Raw genomic sequence first — 16067 nt, forward strand, 5'->3', positions numbered from 1 at the left:
CACGTCGTCACGGTCGACGGTCAGGTCCTCGGCGAAGTGCCGGTCGCCGGTGGCGTCGGGCACGTACTTCACACAGACAACGATCCTCAAGCTCACGCCGACTCTCCTACCTGCTTCGTCTCTTCGGAACTGCCTTTGTGCTGGCAGCATAGGCGCCTGTTGGGGCGGCTCCGGGTCGGATGCGGTTCCCCACGCCGACCGTCATATTACTCGCCAGTACATCCAGTCTCGTGCCCCGAATCAAGGCCGCCGAACTGTGACCTTGCCAACGACCTCGACCCGGTGACGACGAAGCGGAACGGGAACCTCTCAGTCCCGCAGCGCGTTGAAGCGACCCTGGTGGTAGAGCAGTGGCCTGCCGGGTCCCGCGGGGTCGCCGAGGGTGGGCTGCGCGAGCACGATGCGGTGATCGCCCGCCGGTACCCGCGCGACGACCTTGCACACCAGCCAGGCCAGCACGCCGTCGAGGAGCGGCACCCCCTCGGGACCGGCGCGCCAAGAGGTGGCGGGGCCGAAACGGTCCGCCCCGCTGCGCGCGAAGGTGGCGGCGAGATCCTGCTGGTGCTCGCCGAGTATGTGGACGCCGACGTACTCGGCCTCGGCGACCACGGGCCAGCTGGAGGAGGCGGTGCCGATGCCGAAGGAGAGCAGCGGCGGCTCGGCGGCGACGGAGGTGAGCGAGGTGGCGGTGAAGCCGACCGGCCGGGAGCCGTGCGCGGTGATCACCGCGACGCCCGCGGCATGCTGCCGGAAGACGGAGCGCAGAAGTTCGGGGGTGGCGGTGCGAGGCGTGCCGAGGTCGGGCGAGGCCGTCATGGAGTTGTCCTTCTGAGGTGGTGTACGAACCCGAGCGGAGCCGCCGACAGCCGTGCAGCTACCGGCAGCGCTGATGTCGTCGCTGCTCACACGCTCGGACAGCGCGCGCTGGCGGTCCGCAGAAGGTCCACGTGCGCGCGTCCGTACAGAAGGATTACTGGCCGCATCACGTCAGAGTGACGATGTGTGACCCACAGCGTCAAGTGGCGCCCAGCATCTGGGAGATCAATCACGGACGGCAGCGCCCAGAGCAGCGATGACGTCGGCTTTGCGCGGCTGACCTGAGGCGCGGCGCACCACCGCGCCGTCCGCGTCGAGCACCAGAACGGTCGGGGTGGCGCGGATGTTCAGCGTCCGCACGAGGTCGAGGTGGGCCTCGGCGTCGATCTCGACGTGTGCCACCCCCGCGACCATGTCGGCGACCTCGGTGAGCGTGCGCCGGGTCGCCCGGCAGGGCTGACAGAAGGCGCTGGAGAACTGCACGAGGGTGGCGCGCTCGCCGAGTGCCGTGCCGATCTCCGCGGCGCCCAGCCGCTCGCCCGCATCCCGCGCCTGCACCGTCGGCCTCCCTCTCCCACTTGCTTCGTGTCGCTCGTCGCTTTGCCGCTCGCCGCGCGTCGTGACTGCGGCCCGCGGCGCGCCCTGCGCGAGACGCACCGTACGTCCGCCCATCGCGGGGTGCAGCACTCGGTGGACCGTAATGATTCCCGGCCGAGTCTCCTCCCTGTCGCACCGGGGCCGTCCGGGATACCGTCAGCGGCGGCGGGGACGCGGACGGCATGAGCCCTCACGTGACGAGAATCTCCCGGCCTCAGCGGCTCACGCGGTAGCCGCCGGGGCAGTCATCGGGCACGATCTCCCGAAGGCCGCACACTTACGGCTGCGTAGGTTTCCGCCGGGAGAACCCTCCCCAGGCACAGAGAAGGGGTCCCCCGATATGGCAGAGCTCGTCTATCCCCCGGTGATCGGTGCGGCCCGCACCGTCTTCAAGTCGCTCGACCTGAAGTTCGACATCGCCGGAGCGGAGAACATCCCGCGCCGCGGCGGCGCGGTGCTGGTGAGCAATCACATCGGTTACCTGGACTTCGTCTTCTGCGGTCTGGCGGCGCGACCGGCCAAGCGGCTGGTGCGTTTCATGGCGAAAGAATCGGTTTTTCGGCACAAGGTGTCGGGGCCGTTGATGCGCGCCATGAAGCACATCCCGGTGGACCGCGCGCAAGGCATGCACGCCTACAAGCACGCCCTGTCCGCCCTGCGTTCGGGCGAGATCATCGGCGTCTTCCCCGAGGCGACGATCTCGGAGTCCTTCACGCTGAAGAACTTCAAGTCCGGTGCGGCGCGGCTGGCGCAGGAGGCCGGTGTGCCGCTGCTGCCGATGGCGCTGTGGGGCACCCAGCGGCTGTGGACCAAGGGCCACAAGCGCGACCTGGGCCGCAACCACTTCCCGATCACGATTCGGGTGGGCGAGCCGATGGAGGCCGATCCGGCCGAGCACGCCGAGAAGGTCACCGACCGGCTGCGTGCCCGGGTGCAGGACCTCGTCGAGGCGGCGCAGCGCGCCTACCCCGTGCGCCCCAGGGGCCCCGAGGACACCTGGTGGGTCCCGGCTCACCTCGGTGGCACCGCACCGGCCGCTCCCGGCAGCACCGCGTAACGGCCCACGAGCCCGTCAGTCTTCCCCTCGGCCCAGGAAGCGTCTCAACGACGCTCCTGGGCCGAGGCGTTTCCGCCGCCGAGCCGCGGGTGTGTCCGCCACCGGCAGAGCCCGCGACCGGGCCGGCCCGGTGTCCGGATCACCGGTGCCGGACGTCGCCGATCTCGATCCGCGCCTCGGGGCAGGCCTTGTGCAGCGCCTCGGCGAGTTCCGCGCCCGCGGTCTCCAGCTCCGCCGTCGTCATGGGCTCCATCCCCTCCAGCAGGAACAGCGCGTTCACGGACTGCTCGGTCAGGCGGGTGCGCACGCCCTGCCGCCAGTTCCAGCGGCGGCAGGTGACCCCCTCGTCGTCGCACCAGACGACCTCGCCCGGCTCAGGGTGTTCGACGACCTCCGCGCCGCCCGCCGCGGTTGCGAACGGCTCCTCGCCGGTGGCGCGTACCAGCCTCATGCCGCCCTGGATGCGGTCCAGGTCCTCGCCGCCCACGGGGAGGAGGTGGGCGACGCTGATGGCGTTGTAGAGGTCGACCAGGCGGTTGATGCGCGGCAGGCCGCCGTCCGCGAGGGCCCGCTTGGCCAGTGCCTCGGCGGAGTTCCGGGTGCGCGATGGCTTGCAGCCGAAGGCGGTGTACGCGGCGCGCCAGGCGGCGATGTGCGGGTCGTCCTGGGGAGGCCGGCCGCCCAGGCGCTCCGCCAGGCGGCGCCCGGCCTCGTCCAGCAGCGCCGAACTGGCCGCGTCGCTGGGTCCGTTGGTCAGACCGTGCGCTTCGACGGGGAGATAGGCGAAGCCGGGGGCGAGGGCGTGGACCTCGTCGGAGACGTGCAGGGCGCGGGGCATCGGGGCATTCCTCAGAATTCGGTGGGGAGCGTCTGCTGGAGACGAGACCCGTCGGCTGCCTCCCGGAGGCATTGGAGCACGGCAGGGTGCGGTTCAGCAAACAGGACCGGATAGTCCACTTCATTGCACTCCGGCCGCACCGGGAACGCCAGTTGCTCCCGGTCGATGCGGAACTGCGCGTCGACGCCGGGCTTGTTGCCCCGCGGATCCTGCCGCGCCCAACGCTCCCCGGGGAGCTTGAGCGCGATGAGCCCGTGCAGGACCTCCAACTTCTGGTAGCAGAGCGCCGCCGGGATGCCCTCCGCGCGCAGCAGGGCGGCCAGCGCGTGGGCCTTGGCGTAGCAGATGCCGGTGCGCTGCGCGAGGACGTCCGAGGCGCGCCAGGTGACCCGCGGATCGGCCACGTCCATGGAGTGCGAAATGGTGTCGCGGACGAAGGTGAAGGCGGCTTCGGCGTATGCATATACATCGGGGGCATCGGCGCGCAGCGAGTCCGCCGCCTCCCGTACGAGCGGATGGTCATGGTCGATGACATCGCAGCGCGCCAAGTAGGCAGCGATTTCCGGGGTGTTCTGTACCAGCTCCATGACCCGGGAGCGTAGCGATGCGCCCGACCGGATGCCAATGAATTTCCAGTCGAGCGCATAGCTATTCAGTTTCGGGCGGATACCCGCTGCGTCTATCGGGCGATCTCCTCGCGCAGGGCTTCGAGGAATCCGTCGACGTCCTCCTCGGCGGTGTCGTACGCGCACATCCAGCGCACATCGCCGGCCCGCTCGTCCCAGAAGTAGAAGCGGTAACGCTTCTGCAGTCGCTCGCTGACGTCGTGCGGGAGCCGCGCGAACACCGCGTTGGACTGCACCGGATAGAGGATCTCGACGCCGTCGATCTCCCGGACGCCGGCGGCCAGCCGCTGCGCCATGGTGTTGGCGTGCCGGGCGTTGCGCAGCCACAGGTCGCGGGCGAGCAGCGCCTCCAACTGCACCGAGACGAAGCGCATCTTGGATGCCAGCTGCATCGACAGCTTCCGCAGGTGCTTCATCGCGCGCACCGCGTCGGGGTTCACGACCACCACGGCCTCACCGAAGAGCGCGCCGTTCTTCGTGCCCCCGTAGGACAGGATGTCGACGCCGACGGCGTTGGTGAAGGCCCGCATCGGGACATCCAGCGACGCCGCGGCGTTGGCTATCCGCGCGCCGTCGAGGTGCACCAGCATGCCGCGCTCATGGGCGTGTTCGCAGATCGCCCGGACCTCGTCCGGGGTGTAGACGGTGCCCAGCTCGGTGCTCTGGGTGATCGAGACGACCTGCGGCATGGCGCGGTGTTCGTCGTCCCAGCCGTGCGCCTCACGGTCGATCAGATCAGGCGTGAGCTTGCCGTCCTCGGTCGGGACCGTGAGCAGCTTCAGTCCGCCGACCCGCTCGGGCGCACCGCACTCGTCGACGTGGATGTGCGCGCTGTCGGCTGCGATCACCGCGCCCCAGCGGTCGGTCACGGCCTGCAGCGCCACCACGTTGGCGCCGGTGCCGTTGAACACCGGGAACGCCTGGGCGCTCTGCCCGAAGTGGCTGCGGACGACGCGCTGGAGGTGCGCGGTGTAGTCGTCCTCGCCGTAGGCGACCTGATGGCCGCCGTTGGCGAGGGCGATGGCCGCGAGGATCTCCGGGTGGGCACCCGCGTAGTTGTCGCTGGCGAAGCCGCGTACCCGGTTGTCGTGGTGCTGCCGGGCGTCGGTCTTCTCTCCGGTCACGGCTCGGGGGTCAGCCACAGACGCTTTCCATTCACTTCCTGGGCGGGCCGGCTCCAGACCCCGGCGATGGCCTCGGCCAACTCGGTGACATCGGTGAAGCCCGCGAACTTTGCGTTCGGTCGCTCGGCGCGCATCTGATCGTTGACGAGCGCCTTGACGATCAGGATGGCAGCCGCGGCACGCGGCCCGGCCTCGCCCCCCGACTTGCGGAACGCGTCTCCCAGGGCGAGTGTCCACGCCTCGGCCGCGGCCTTCGAGGCGGCGTAGGCGGCGTTGCCCGCGGTGGGCTTGCTCGCGCCGGCCGCGCTGGTCAGCAGGAAGCGGCCGTTGCCACTGCGTTCGAGGGCTTCGTGGAACGCGAGCGAGGTGTGCTGGACGGTACGGACCAGGAGCTTGTGCAGCAGGTCCCAGTCCGACAGGTCGGTCTCGGCGAAGCTCGCGGAACCGCGCCAGCCGCCGACGAGATGCACCAGACCGTCGATCCGGCCGAATTCCTTCTCGGTGCGGTTCGCCCATTCGCGGGTCTGCTCGAGGTCGAGAAGGTCGACCGTGTCACCGATGACGGTGGCCCCGCCGTGCGCGTAGCGAGCCGCGTCCACGGCGTCCGCGAGGCGCTCGGGATTCGAGTCCGAGCCGACGACGACCGCGCCCGCCTCGGCCAGCCGCAGCAGCGTGGCCCGGCCGGCCGGTCCTGCCGCTCCGGCCACCGCGACGACGGCGCCCTCCAGCGGCCCCTGTCCGCCCGTCGAAGTTGTCATCTCCGTCGCCTCCCTCTGCTCCTGGACGGCCGTCCGGCCGGTGTCACGGTCGGTACTCACGCCGCCGCCAACGCGTCGCTGTCGGCCGTGATGCCCTTGGTCGAGGCGATCACCGAACGCAACTTCTTGCGCAGCGCCTCATAGAACATACTCAGCGGGAACTCGTCCGGGAGGACGTCGTCCACGAGTTTGCGCGGCGGCTGATCCAGGTCGAGGGCATCGGGGCCCTTGGCCCAGACCGAGCCCGGGTGCGGTGCGAGGTAGGTCGAGACGAGGTCGTACGCGGCGAACCAGTGGACCAGCTTGGGCCGGTCGATGCCGTCGCGGTAGAGCTGCTCGATCTCGCCGCACAACTGATTGGTGACCTTGGGCGCGCGCTCCCAGTCGATGTGCAGTGTGTTGTCCGTCCAGCGTACGACGTCGTGCTTGTGCAGGTAGGCGAAGAGCAGCTGCCCACCGAGGCCGTCGTAGTTGCGCACCCGGTCGCCGGTGACCGGGAAGCGGAACATCCGGTCGAAGATCACCGCGAACTGCACGTCACGCGCCTGGGGGTACCCCTCGGCCTCCAGCTTCACCGCCTCCCTGAAGGCGGTGAGGTCGCAACGCAGCTCCTCCAGGCCGTACATCCAGAACGGCTGGCGCTGCTTGATCATGAAGGGGTCGAACGGCAGGTCGCCGTGGCTGTGGGTGCGGTCGTGGACCATGTCCCACAGGACGAACGCCTGCTGGCAGCGGTCCTGGTCACCGAGCATCTCGCGGACGTCCTGCGGCAGTTCCACACCGAGCGTCTCGACGGCGGCCTCGCTGACCCGGCGGAAGCGCGCGGCCTCGCGGTCACAGAAGATGCCGCCCCAGGTGAACCGCTCGGGCGCCTCGCGCACGGCGATGGTCTCCGGGAAGAGCACCGCGGAGTTGGTGTCGTAGCCGGCGGTGAAGTCCTCGAAGGAGATGCCGCAGAACAGCGGGTTGTCGTAGCGCGTGCGCTCCAGCTCGGCGAGCCAGTCGGGCCAGACCATCCGGAGCACGACGGCCTCGAAGTTGCGGTCGGGGTTGCCGTTCTGCGTGTACATCGGGAACAGGACGAGGTGCTGGAGGCCGTCGGCGCGCTGCTGAGCGGGCTGGAAGGCGAGCAGCGAGTCGAGGAAGTCCGGCACCCCGAAGCCGTCGTCGGCCCAGCGGCGCAGATCGACGGTGAGCGCCTGGTGGTAGGCCGCGTCGTGCGGCAGCAGCGGGGCGAGCTGCTCGACGGCGGCTATCGCGCGGTCCACCTCGCGGCGGACGTCGTCGGCACGCGGCGCGCCCTCGGCCGCGAGGTCGATCGAGCCGTCCTTGGACTGCCAGGGACGGATGGTCTCGACCGCATCCTTGAGCGCGGGCCAGGCCGGGTGCTCGACGACGCGGGCCGCGGTGCCCCCCGGGACACCCACAGGCGAAAGAATTTCCGTCATGACTGCCCTCCGGCGGTAGATCGTGTTGTCAGCTCACGGTAACCAACAAAGGATCGCCCGCTCAAGTGGAGGCGGTGAAAATTATTCTGTGGACACCCCCTGGTCACGCACATTTTTCCTGTGCCGAGAGGTCCGGGCGACGCTTTCTGCCAGTGATGCCAAGGCTTCCCGCGCTTCCTCCAGCGCATGTGGCAGCGCCATGAAGCCGTGGAACATCCCGGGGTGGTGCCCCTCGGTCACCGGCACGCCCGCACTCCGCAGGCGCGTGGCATATCCCACACCCTCGTCGCACAGCGGATCGCACCCCGCGGTGATCACATGCGCGGGCGGCAGGCCCGCCGGCTCCGCCCGCGCCGGGCAGACGTACGGATCGGTCCGGTCGGCGTCCGGGCCGAGGTAGCAGTCCCAGAACCACCGCAGATGGGCCGCGGTCAGGTAGTAGCCGGTGGCGTTGGCCGCGTACGAGGGGGTGTCGGCGGCAGGGTCCAGCATCGGGTAGATGAGCAGTTGCAGGGCCAGGGGCGGGCCGCCGCGGTCGCGGGCACGCAAGGCGGCGCCGGCCGCCAGCCCGCCACCTGCGCTGTCCCCCGCGACGATCAGGGCGGCCGGATCGTCCCCCAGTTCGGCGATATGCGCCGCAGCCCACTGCAGCGCCGCGTAGGCGTCCTCGGCCGCCGCCGGATACCGCGCCTCGGGCGCCAGCCGGTATCCGACGGAGACCACCACCGCGCCGGACTCCCGGCACAGCGCCCGACAGGTGCTGTCGTGGGTGTCGAGGCCGCAGAGCACATAGCCGCCGCCGTGGAAGAAGACCACGGTGGGCCGCGGCCCGACCGCCCTCGCCGGGCGGTAGACGCGTACGGGCAGCGGAGGCGCACCCGCGGGGCCCGGGACCGTTCGGTCCCGGGTCGAGACGGCTCCGGAGGGGGGCCGGTCGCCGCCGGGTGCCGCGGCGAGGATCCGGCGGGCCTCCCGGGCGTCGGTGACGGTGCCGCCCAGGTCAGGGAAGACGGCGCTCAGCGCGTCGGCGTACGGGCGCGCGTGCGGGGCGAGCCGGTCGGGCGCCGGCTTCACGTCCGGTCCCCGGTGGCCCGGTCCGCGATGCGCCGGCGGTCCGCGGCGAAGTGCGGGATCACCTTTTCACCCCACTGGCGGATGGTCTCCAGACACGCCTCCTGGGGGACCGTGCCCATCTGGATCAGGCACATGACCTCGTCGGCACCCGCGGCCCGCAGGCGCTCCACGTAGGCGATGGCATCGTCGGCCGTGCCGTAGGCGTGGTCGGCGTGGAAGGTGGCGGTGGACGTCGGGCGGACGGGGATGCGCTGTTCGTTCAGCCGGGCCACGACCTGCTCGGCTGCCTGCCTGAGCTCGGCCGCGGCCTGCTCCGGGCCCGCACCCTCCACCACGGCCTCGTCCGGCAGCCCCGCGCCCCCGTACCAGTGGCCGATGGACTGGGCGAAGAAGCGCTGACCGCGCAGACCGACCGCGCGCGCCCGCTCGCGGTCGTCGAGCACGATGGTCGGGCAGAGCACGGCGAAGTGGTCGTTGATCTCGGTGGAGACCAGCCGGTCTCCACGCCGCTCGGCGCGTGCGGCGTCGTACGCGGTCCGCATCGCGGCGATGGCCTCCGGCCCGGCGAAGCCCATCACGAGCGCGCCGATGCCCAGCTCGGCGGCCTGCCGCAGGGTCTCGGTGCGGCTGCACGCGAGGAACAGCGGCGGGTGCGGGGTCTGCCGTGGCCGGGGCAGGATCGGGTGCGGTGGGATGTCGATCAATTCGCCGTGGTACTCCAGCTCTTCGTGCTGCCATGCCTTGCCGACGATGCGCAGCGCTTCCTCCACCTCCTGGGCCGTGCGGTCCCGGTCGACGCCGCACAGCGAGGTCTCCTGCTCGGTCCCGCCACGCCCGGCCCCGAGGTCGAGCCGGCCGCCGGAGAGGAGGTCGAGCGTGGCCGCGCGCTCGGCGACCCGCGCCGGGTGGTTGAAGGCGAACGGCATGCAGACCACGCCGTGCCCGACGCGGATGGTGCTGGTCCTGGCCGCCACCCAGGTCAGAAAGATCTCCGGGGCACTCATGTGCGCGTACCACTTCAGGGAGTGGTGTTCGACGGCCCAGACGCGGTCGAAGCCCATCCGCTCGGCCAGGACGGCCTGTTCGACGCTGTCGTGGAAGAGCTGGTGCTCGCGCTCGACCGTCGGATCGGCCAGCTGCGCCTCGAAGATGATGGAGAACTTCATTCCGCCTCCCGGGGGTTGCGTTCCGGCGAACTCCTTATTTCAATCAGGAATATGACTAGCCGTCAGGTATCGAGGAAGCAAGAGGTGCGACCGCGCGGACCCACGGGCGGACAGCCGCCACCGCCCCGGCTGCCGCTCACCGCGTGGGCGGTCTTGGGCCTGCTGTCCTTCCGCGGCGAGCGCACCGGGTACGAGCTGAAGAAATGGGCCGACTCCTCGCTGCGGTTCTTCTACTGGTCGCCCGCCATCAGCCAGATCTACGCGGAGCTGCGCCGCCTGGAGGAGCTGGGCCTCGCCACCTCCCGGCGCTCGGGCCCGGAGGAACCACGGGCCACCCGCCGCTACACGATCACCGACGAGGGGCGCGCGGCCCTCGCCTCATGGGCGGACGGCACCGACGACCCCGGTACGCCGGTGCTCAAGCATCCGCTCGTGCTGCGCCTCTGGCTGGGCCACCTCGCGGCCCCCGGCACGCTGCGCGGCCTGGTGGAACGCCACATCGAACGGACCCGCGCCGAGCTGGCGGAGGTGCGGGAGGCGCGGCGGCGGGCCGGACAGGTCGCCGAGTGGGAGTTCCCCCGGGTGGCGCTCAGCTGGAGCGAGCGCCACCAGCAGGCGGAGCTGGAGCTGGCCGAGGCCGTGCTCGCCGACCTCGACCGGCTCGCGGCGGAGCGTCGTCAGCGCGGGGAGGAATCGCCCACGCACGGGTGAGCCGATTCCCGGCCCGGCCAGGGGAAGGAGTCCGTACGACGCTCTCCGCGCCCCCGCCGGGCCGTGGCAGGCGTCCGCGAGATGGCCTGTACCGTCACCGGCCGTACCGCCTTCGGGGGCCTGATCGCGGATGTGCCGGGTAGGTGTCCCGGACACACCGCACGGCCCGTCCGACGGCCGGTCCGCCGCGATCCGGGCCCGTTAGGCTGTGCGCCATTTCGTCCAGCCATTTGTCGAACAGTCGCCATTTCACCGAGCCGACAGAAGCGAGGCAGCCTTGTCCTTTCTCACCATCGGACACCGCGGGATCATGGGCGTGGAGCCGGAGAACACCCTGCGGTCCTTCGTGCGCGCAGAGCACGAGGGCCTCGACGTCATCGAACTTGACCTGCACCTGAGCAAGGACGGCGCGCTCGTGGTGATGCACGACGCGGATGTGGACCGTACGACCGACGGCACCGGTCCGATCGCCGAGCGCACCCTCGCCGAGCTGCGTGAGCTGGACGCCGGGCGCGGTGAGCGGATCCCGGTGTTCGAGGAGGTCGTGGAGGCGGTCGGGGCGCCGCTCCAGGCGGAGATCAAGGATGTGGCGGCCGCGCAGGCGCTGGCGGAGGTGATGCGGTCCCGCGATCTGGTCGGCCGCGTCGACGTGATCTCCTTCCACGACGAGGCCCTCGCCGCCATCCGCACCCTCCTGCCCGGCGTGCGCACCGCTCTGGTCGGCAGCCGCTACGGGGCAGACATCGTCGACCGCGCGCAGGCCGTCGGCGCGTCGATGCTCTCGCTGAACATCCGCCGGCTCACCCTCGAACTCGTCGAGCGCGCGCACGCCGCGCAGCTGCGGGTGCTGGGCTGGACGGTGAACACCCACGATCACCTCCGGCTCGCGCGCGGTCTGGGCCTGGACGGCGTGGTGACCGATCAGCCCGAGATCCGCAGGGCGGTGCGGTTCACCGCCTGATCCGGGCGGTACGACACGCAGCCCGGCGGCCGGGCGCCGCTCAGCCGAGCGGCTTGACCAGCAGCTCGAACTCCAGGTCGTCGCGCTGCGGGATGCCGAACCGCTCGTCGCCGTACGGGAACGGCGTGAGCTGTCCGGTGCGTCGGTAGCCGCGGCGCTCGTACCAGGCGATCAGCTCCTCGCGCTGCCGGATGACGGTCATGTGCATCTCGCGCGCGCCCCACGTGGCCTGCGCGGTCCGCTCGGCCTCGGCGATGATCACCTTGCCGAGGCCGCCGCCCTGCAGCGCGGGGCGCACCGCGAACATGCCGAAGTAGGCGTGTTCGCCGCGGTGTTCGAGCTGGCAGCAGGCGATCAGCTCACCGTCGCGCTCGGCGATCAGCAGCAGCCCGGTCTCGTTGCGCACCACGGCGGCGACGCCCTCGGGGTCCGTGCGCTGCCCCTCCAGCAGGTCCGCCTCCGTCGTCCAGCCGGCCCGGCTGGTGTCCCCGCGGTAGGCCGACTCGATGAGCCCGACGAGCTCGGGGATGTCGGCGTCGGTGGCGGTACGGAAGGTCAGCTGGCTGGTGGGCATGGCGGGCGGGGTCCTCTCGGGCCGGACGAAGGGCTGGAAGGGAGGCTAACAAGTCGTTTGCCGTCCATGTCAGGGCCTTTCGGCAGCCGGAATCGTCCCGGGCACCGCACGCCGCCGCGCCTCGCCCGGCTCGTCCCGGCACGGGTCCCGGGGCCGCGCGGCCCGGCGGCGTAGGGTCCGTGCCATGGTGCAGGTACTGAGCAGCAGGGTGCTTCTGCGGCCGTCGGATCCCGAGCGGTCGCGTGCGTTCTACGGCGAGAAGCTGGGTCTGGAGATCTACCGGGAATTCGGCACCGGACCGGAGCGCGGCACGGTGTACTTCCTCGGCGGGGGTTTCCTGGAGGTCTCCGGGCGCTCCGCGGAGCCCGCCACGGGCACGCTCCAGCTGTGGCTCCAGGTCGCGGACGCCGCCGCCGCCCACGAGGAGTTGGCGGCGCGCGGGGTGGAGGTGCTGCGGCCGCCGGTTCAGGAGCCGTGGGGACTGATCGAGATGTGGATCGCGGATCCGGACGGCCACCGGATCGTGCTGACCCAGGTGCCGGCGGACCACCCACTGCGCTACCGCCCCTGACGGCCTGCGGGCCGCGACCCCACGATCCCGCGTGCACGGCATCCGACCGCGGTCTGCCGTCTGCCGTCTGCCGGATCCGGAGGCCTTCGCCGCGGCAGCGCCCGTCATGCGCGCACGCGCCCGCCGACGTGCTCCCCCGTTGCGCCCATGCGCTCCCGTGCGCGGTGTCCCCGCCGGGCAGCCTGCGGGCAGAAGTGAGCCGTACGCGTGAGCCGTACGCGTCCCCGGGAGGTGCGCCGTGCACGGTCCGCCGTTGGTCGGCTGGTTGCTCGTGTTGCTCTGCGCCGCCGCGGGCGGCTACTGCCTGGCACAGGTCCGCACCGGCCCGGCCGCCCACCGGGTGGCGGCGCGCGGCGAGGCATTGATGGGACTGGGCATGGCGGCGATGGCGCTGCCGGTGTCGGCGGTGGCGGCGCCGTGGTGGTCCCCGTGGGCGTTCACGGCCGTCTTCGGCGCGGTCGGCCTGTGGGCGCTGACCCGCCGGCACGGCCACCACGCGGTGGGCGCACTGGCGATGGTCCACATGGCGCTCACGATGGCGGCAGGCCAGGGCGCCGACGGGCACTCGGCGGACCTGACGCACGCGCAGCACACCGCACCGGGCGGGGCACCCCTGCTCACCGGGCTGCTGTTGGTCTACTACATCGTCTTCGTCCTCGCGGCGGGCGTCCGGCTGGTCCCGGCCGCGGCCGTGGCGGCCGACGGCCCGGCGCCCGCGGCGGGCCCGGAGCGGCCCGCCATGGTGCGGGCGTGCCAGGTGGCGATGGGCATGGCGATGTTCGCGATGCTGCTGGCTCTCTGACCTGCGGCGAGCGGCTTCCCACGGCGCAATTGCGGGCCCCGCGGCCGCGAAAGGCACCCTCCTCGGACGAGGGTGGTGTGCGTCACTTCCCCAGCCTGACCGTACCCACTGGTAGGCAGGCGCTCATAGGCTGGCGCCATGATGGTCCCCCTCGCGCTGATGTTTCTCGGCGTGTTGGCCGCGGCGACGGCGCCGCGGCTGATGGCCCGTTCCGACTGGCCCGACCGCGAACCGGTGCTCGCCCTGTGGGTGTGGCAGTGCGTGGTCGCCGGTGTCCTGCTGTGCTGCGCCCTCGCCATGTCGCTCAGCGCGGCCGCCGCCTGGGAAGCCGTACGGGGCCCGGTCTTCGGATTCGCCCCGCAGGTGGTCGTCGAGGCGTACGCCCTCAAGGCGCACGGACCGTGGGCCGGCGCACTGGCCCTGCTCCTGGCGGGTGGCGCGGCATGGACCGCGTTCGCGCTGACCCGTGAGGTACGCGCCGTCCGGGCCCGGCTGCGGCACCGCAGGGCCGACCTCCTCCGCCGTTCGCCACTGCTGCCGGGCGAAGAGCCTGCCGGGGAACGCCTGGTGGTCCTGGAGGGTGACCGCCCGGAGGCGTGGTGGCTGCAGCACTCCTCACCCCAACTGGTCATCACCACAGCGGCGTTGCGCCGACTGAAAGGCCGTCAGCTCGATGCGTTGATCGCCCACGAGCAGGGACACGCGCGGGCCCGTCACGACCTTCTGCTGCACTGGGCCTCGGCCCTGGCCGTCGGTTTCCCGCAGATCCCGGTCTTCGCCGCGTTCCGCGACCAGGTGCACCGCCTGGTCGAGCTGGCCGCCGACGATGTCGCCTCGCGTCGCTTCGGGCGGATGACCTTCGCCCTGGCACTGGTCGAACTCAACGAGGACCGCGGTGTGTTCGGCCCCTGCCCGACGCAGCTCGCGCAGGTGCCGCAGCGGGTGGACCGGTTGCTGACGCCGGCACCCCGCTTCACGCCCGGCCGCCGGCTGCGCATGACGGCCTGCGCGGCGCTGGTCCCCGCCGTCCCGCTGCTGGTGACCTTCATACCGGGGCTCAGCGCGCTGGCGTAGCACCGGCCACGGCGCACCGGAGCCGTGCCTGCCGTCCCGGCGCCGCCCGGCGTGCCGGAACAGCGCGGTCATGGCATGTCCGGGCGTCGATCGGTGAGGATCGGTGTATGGCACCGACGCCGCAGCCCCCCGCCCACACGTCCACCGCCACCCAAGCCTCCCCCGCGCGCATCCCCGCCGCCCTCGTCCCCCCGGCCTCGTTCGCCGTCCTCCTGGCGGCCGCGGCAGGACTGCTCGCCGTCCTGGTCGTGCTGGACTGGGGTCCCCTGATGTCCGTGGACGCGGCCGTGACGCACGCACTGCACCGTGTCGCGGTGTCCTCCCCGGGCTTGACGCGGGTCAACCGCCTGTTCAGCGACTGGGTGTGGGACCCATGGGCGATGCGCGCGATGCTCGCCGCGGCTTTCTGGTGGCTGCTGCGCCGTGGTGAACGGCGTCTCGCCTGGTGCGTGGCGGGCACCGCGCTCGCCGGTACGGCGCTGCAGCAGGCGCTGAAGGCATTGGTCGACCGGGCCAGGCCGGTGTGGGAGGACCCGGTCGACCATGCTCATTACGCCGCGTTCCCCTCCGGCCACGCCATGTCCGCCCTGGTCGCCGGGGCCTTGATGCTGTGGCTGTTGCGGCTCCACGGGGCGCGCCCGCTGTGGCGATGGGCCGCCGGCGCGGTGGCCGGGCTCTCGGTGGTCGGCGTCGGCTTCACCCGCGTCTACCTGGGGGTGCACTGGCTCTCGGATGTCGTCGGCGGGTGGCTGCTGGGCGGCGCCCTGGTGGCAGGCGCGGCGAGCGCGTACGGGGCGCTGCAGCGCCGCACGGACGCCCCCGGCCCGGGGGCGGGAACCGGAACGACGACAGGAACCGGAACGGGTCCGGGCGCAGGGGCAGATCGCTGAGGGAGCCGCGGGCGGATCCGGTACGCGGCAAGATGGCGGCATGACGACGATCAAAGGTGTGCTCTTCGACTTCTCCGGGACCCTGCTGCGCATCGAGTCCGCCGAATCCTGGCTGCGGGCGTCGTCGGCCGCGTCCCGTACACCCCTGGACGAGGCCGAGATCCTCCGCCTGGCCGCCGCCCTGGAACGGGCCGGCGCCCTGCCCGGCGGCCCCGCGCCGGAGGAACTGCCCACCGAACTGGCGGACCTGTGGCCGATCCGCGACAGCGACGCCACCCACCACCGCGAGCTGTACACCGGCCTGGCCCGCCAGGTGCCCCTGCCCAGGCCCGAGTTGTACGACGCGCTCTACGACCGCCACAAGACGGCGGACGCCTGGGCGCCCTACCCGGATGCCGCCGAGGTGCTGGCGGAGCTCCATCGGCGCGGCATCCGCACCGCCGTGCTCAGCAACATCGGCTGGGACCTGCGGCCGGTGCTACGCGCCCACGGCCTGGCCCGGTATGTCGACAGCTTCGTCCTGTCCTACGAGCACGGCATGCAGAAGCCGGACCCACGGCTCTTCGGCTTGGCCTGCGACTCCCTGCAACTCCCCCCGGCCCACGTCCTGATGGTCGGTGACAGTCGCACCGCGGACGGCGGCGCCACGCAGATCGGCTGCGGGTTCATGCAGGTCGACCACCTCCCGGTACACCAGCGTCCCGACGGCTTGCGGCCGGTACTGGACCTGGTGGGCTGAGGCGGGGCGGGCCGTCTCCCCGGGAGGCTTCGGGGGCCTGCCGGCGGGCCGGTCACGGGGCGGCGGTCGCCGTGTGACCGGCAAGGGGCCCGCAGTGCCGCCGCACCTGAGAGGACCCCGTCTCCTCCCTATTACTGAACGGGAATTCAGCACCACATCCGTTGACACCCCCCTTCGCCGCTCCGGATACTGACTGGCGGTTCAGTAACTCGCGGTTCAGCAACTCTTCTGCCGCCCGCCC

General features: G+C 71.8%; 18 protein-coding genes and 1 pseudogene. 8 read left to right on the forward strand and 11 right to left on the reverse strand.

The window, feature by feature from the left end; genetic code table 11:
• The 3 genes and pseudogenes from ACGFZW_RS18105 to ACGFZW_RS18115 form a co-directional block, all read right to left on the reverse strand.
• Positions 1-96: pseudogene (locus tag ACGFZW_RS18105) on the reverse strand (electron transfer flavoprotein subunit beta); the annotation flags it as partial.
• A gap of 213 nt (positions 97-309) precedes the next feature.
• Entirely contained in the window at positions 310-816 is a 507-nt protein-coding gene (locus ACGFZW_RS18110) for a flavin reductase family protein (RefSeq protein ID WP_393894126.1), read from the reverse strand.
• Between the two features lie 225 nt (positions 817-1041).
• Positions 1042-1374, reverse strand: a complete 333-nt coding sequence (locus ACGFZW_RS18115; RefSeq protein ID WP_393894127.1) for a thioredoxin family protein — start codon at positions 1372-1374, stop codon at positions 1042-1044.
• 379 nt (positions 1375-1753) lie between these two features.
• Between ACGFZW_RS18115 and ACGFZW_RS18120 the strand changes: the two genes are divergently transcribed.
• Complete coding sequence (locus ACGFZW_RS18120) at positions 1754-2470, forward strand: lysophospholipid acyltransferase family protein (protein WP_393894128.1); 717 nt, start codon at positions 1754-1756, stop codon at positions 2468-2470.
• Between the two features lie 139 nt (positions 2471-2609).
• On the opposite strand, the gene ACGFZW_RS18125 is transcribed toward ACGFZW_RS18120, so the two are convergent.
• The 7 genes from ACGFZW_RS18125 to ACGFZW_RS18155 all read right to left on the reverse strand — a co-directional run bounded on the left by ACGFZW_RS18125 (position 2610) and on the right by ACGFZW_RS18155 (position 9504).
• Entirely contained in the window at positions 2610-3308 is a 699-nt protein-coding gene (locus ACGFZW_RS18125; protein ID WP_393894129.1) for a B3/4 domain-containing protein, read from the reverse strand.
• 11 nt (positions 3309-3319) lie between these two features.
• Positions 3320-3895 carry a transglutaminase domain-containing protein gene (locus ACGFZW_RS18130; protein ID WP_393894130.1) on the reverse strand — a complete coding sequence of 192 codons (576 nt, stop codon included), beginning with the start codon at positions 3893-3895 and terminating at the stop codon, positions 3320-3322.
• A 92-nt stretch (positions 3896-3987) separates the two neighbouring features.
• Positions 3988-5076, reverse strand: a complete 1089-nt coding sequence (locus tag ACGFZW_RS18135) for a threonine aldolase family protein (RefSeq protein ID WP_393894131.1) — start codon at positions 5074-5076, stop codon at positions 3988-3990.
• A complete protein-coding gene (locus ACGFZW_RS18140) occupies positions 5055-5816 on the reverse strand; it encodes an SDR family NAD(P)-dependent oxidoreductase (protein WP_393894132.1) in 762 nt (253 codons plus the stop codon). The genes ACGFZW_RS18135 and ACGFZW_RS18140 overlap by 22 nt, the downstream gene beginning before the upstream one ends.
• Positions 5817-5872: 56 nt before the next feature.
• Positions 5873-7264, reverse strand: coding sequence for a DUF6421 family protein (locus ACGFZW_RS18145; protein WP_393894133.1), 1392 nt, complete (start codon positions 7262-7264; stop codon positions 5873-5875).
• A gap of 81 nt (positions 7265-7345) precedes the next feature.
• Positions 7346-8338, reverse strand: coding sequence for an alpha/beta hydrolase (locus ACGFZW_RS18150; RefSeq protein ID WP_393894134.1), 993 nt, complete (start codon positions 8336-8338; stop codon positions 7346-7348).
• Positions 8335-9504 (reverse strand): LLM class flavin-dependent oxidoreductase, encoded by a 1170-nt coding sequence (locus ACGFZW_RS18155; protein WP_393894135.1) that lies wholly within the window; start codon positions 9502-9504, stop codon positions 8335-8337. Before ACGFZW_RS18155 ends, ACGFZW_RS18150 begins: the two co-directional genes overlap by 4 nt.
• 51 nt (positions 9505-9555) lie before the next feature.
• Between ACGFZW_RS18155 and ACGFZW_RS18160 the strand changes: the two genes are divergently transcribed.
• Both ACGFZW_RS18160 and ACGFZW_RS18165 read left to right on the forward strand, forming a co-directional pair.
• Positions 9556-10215, forward strand: coding sequence for a PadR family transcriptional regulator (locus ACGFZW_RS18160; RefSeq protein WP_393894136.1), 660 nt, complete (start codon positions 9556-9558; stop codon positions 10213-10215).
• Between the two features lie 277 nt (positions 10216-10492).
• Positions 10493-11176 (forward strand): glycerophosphodiester phosphodiesterase, encoded by a 684-nt coding sequence (locus ACGFZW_RS18165; protein ID WP_393894137.1) that lies wholly within the window; start codon positions 10493-10495, stop codon positions 11174-11176.
• Between the two features lie 40 nt (positions 11177-11216).
• On the opposite strand, the gene ACGFZW_RS18170 is transcribed toward ACGFZW_RS18165, so the two are convergent.
• A complete protein-coding gene (locus ACGFZW_RS18170) occupies positions 11217-11750 on the reverse strand; it encodes a GNAT family N-acetyltransferase (RefSeq protein ID WP_393894138.1) in 534 nt (177 codons plus the stop codon).
• Between the two features lie 184 nt (positions 11751-11934).
• Between ACGFZW_RS18170 and ACGFZW_RS18175 the strand changes: the two genes are divergently transcribed.
• The 5 genes from ACGFZW_RS18175 (at position 11935) to ACGFZW_RS18195 (ending at position 15826) form a co-directional block, all read left to right on the forward strand.
• Positions 11935-12321 carry a VOC family protein gene (locus ACGFZW_RS18175; protein ID WP_393894139.1) on the forward strand — a complete coding sequence of 129 codons (387 nt, stop codon included), beginning with the start codon at positions 11935-11937 and terminating at the stop codon, positions 12319-12321.
• 238 nt (positions 12322-12559) lie between these two features.
• The gene (locus tag ACGFZW_RS18180; RefSeq protein ID WP_393894140.1) at positions 12560-13123 is read left to right on the forward strand and encodes a DUF5134 domain-containing protein; all 564 of its coding nucleotides are present in this window, start codon (positions 12560-12562) and stop codon (positions 13121-13123) included.
• 138 nt (positions 13124-13261) lie between these two features.
• Positions 13262-14197 (forward strand): M56 family metallopeptidase, encoded by a 936-nt coding sequence (locus tag ACGFZW_RS18185; protein WP_393894141.1) that lies wholly within the window; start codon positions 13262-13264, stop codon positions 14195-14197.
• A 107-nt stretch (positions 14198-14304) separates the two neighbouring features.
• Positions 14305-15087, forward strand: coding sequence for a phosphatase PAP2 family protein (locus ACGFZW_RS18190; RefSeq protein WP_393894142.1), 783 nt, complete (start codon positions 14305-14307; stop codon positions 15085-15087).
• Positions 15088-15127: 40 nt separating this feature from the next.
• Positions 15128-15826: an HAD family hydrolase gene (locus ACGFZW_RS18195; protein WP_393894143.1), complete on the forward strand. Its 699-nt coding sequence runs from the start codon at positions 15128-15130 to the stop codon at positions 15824-15826.
• Positions 15827-16067: the final 241 nt, after the last annotated feature.

Source organism: Streptomyces sp. NPDC048248, from assembly GCF_043201875.1.
GTDB lineage: Bacteria > Actinomycetota > Actinomycetes > Streptomycetales > Streptomycetaceae > Streptomyces.

Bases quoted from the DNA above. Each gene is read 5' to 3' on its own strand.
- ACGFZW_RS18110 (WP_393894126.1), bottom strand. From the start codon at position 816: ATGACGGCCTCGCCCGACCTCGGCACGCCTCGCACCGCCACCCCCGAA.
- ACGFZW_RS18120 (WP_393894128.1), top strand. From the start codon at position 1,754: ATGGCAGAGCTCGTCTATCCCCCGGTGATCGGTGCGGCCCGCACCGTC.
- ACGFZW_RS18125 (WP_393894129.1), bottom strand. From the start codon at position 3,308: ATGCCCCGCGCCCTGCACGTCTCCGACGAGGTCCACGCCCTCGCCCCC.
- ACGFZW_RS18130 (WP_393894130.1), bottom strand. From the start codon at position 3,895: ATGGAGCTGGTACAGAACACCCCGGAAATCGCTGCCTACTTGGCGCGC.
- ACGFZW_RS18140 (WP_393894132.1), bottom strand. From the start codon at position 5,816: ATGACAACTTCGACGGGCGGACAGGGGCCGCTGGAGGGCGCCGTCGTC.
- ACGFZW_RS18145 (WP_393894133.1), bottom strand. From the start codon at position 7,264: ATGACGGAAATTCTTTCGCCTGTGGGTGTCCCGGGGGGCACCGCGGCC.
- ACGFZW_RS18155 (WP_393894135.1), bottom strand. From the start codon at position 9,504: ATGAAGTTCTCCATCATCTTCGAGGCGCAGCTGGCCGATCCGACGGTC.
- ACGFZW_RS18160 (WP_393894136.1), top strand. From the start codon at position 9,556: ATGACTAGCCGTCAGGTATCGAGGAAGCAAGAGGTGCGACCGCGCGGA.
- ACGFZW_RS18170 (WP_393894138.1), bottom strand. From the start codon at position 11,750: ATGCCCACCAGCCAGCTGACCTTCCGTACCGCCACCGACGCCGACATC.
- ACGFZW_RS18175 (WP_393894139.1), top strand. From the start codon at position 11,935: ATGGTGCAGGTACTGAGCAGCAGGGTGCTTCTGCGGCCGTCGGATCCC.
- ACGFZW_RS18185 (WP_393894141.1), top strand. From the start codon at position 13,262: ATGATGGTCCCCCTCGCGCTGATGTTTCTCGGCGTGTTGGCCGCGGCG.
- ACGFZW_RS18190 (WP_393894142.1), top strand. From the start codon at position 14,305: ATGGCACCGACGCCGCAGCCCCCCGCCCACACGTCCACCGCCACCCAA.
- ACGFZW_RS18195 (WP_393894143.1), top strand. From the start codon at position 15,128: ATGACGACGATCAAAGGTGTGCTCTTCGACTTCTCCGGGACCCTGCTG.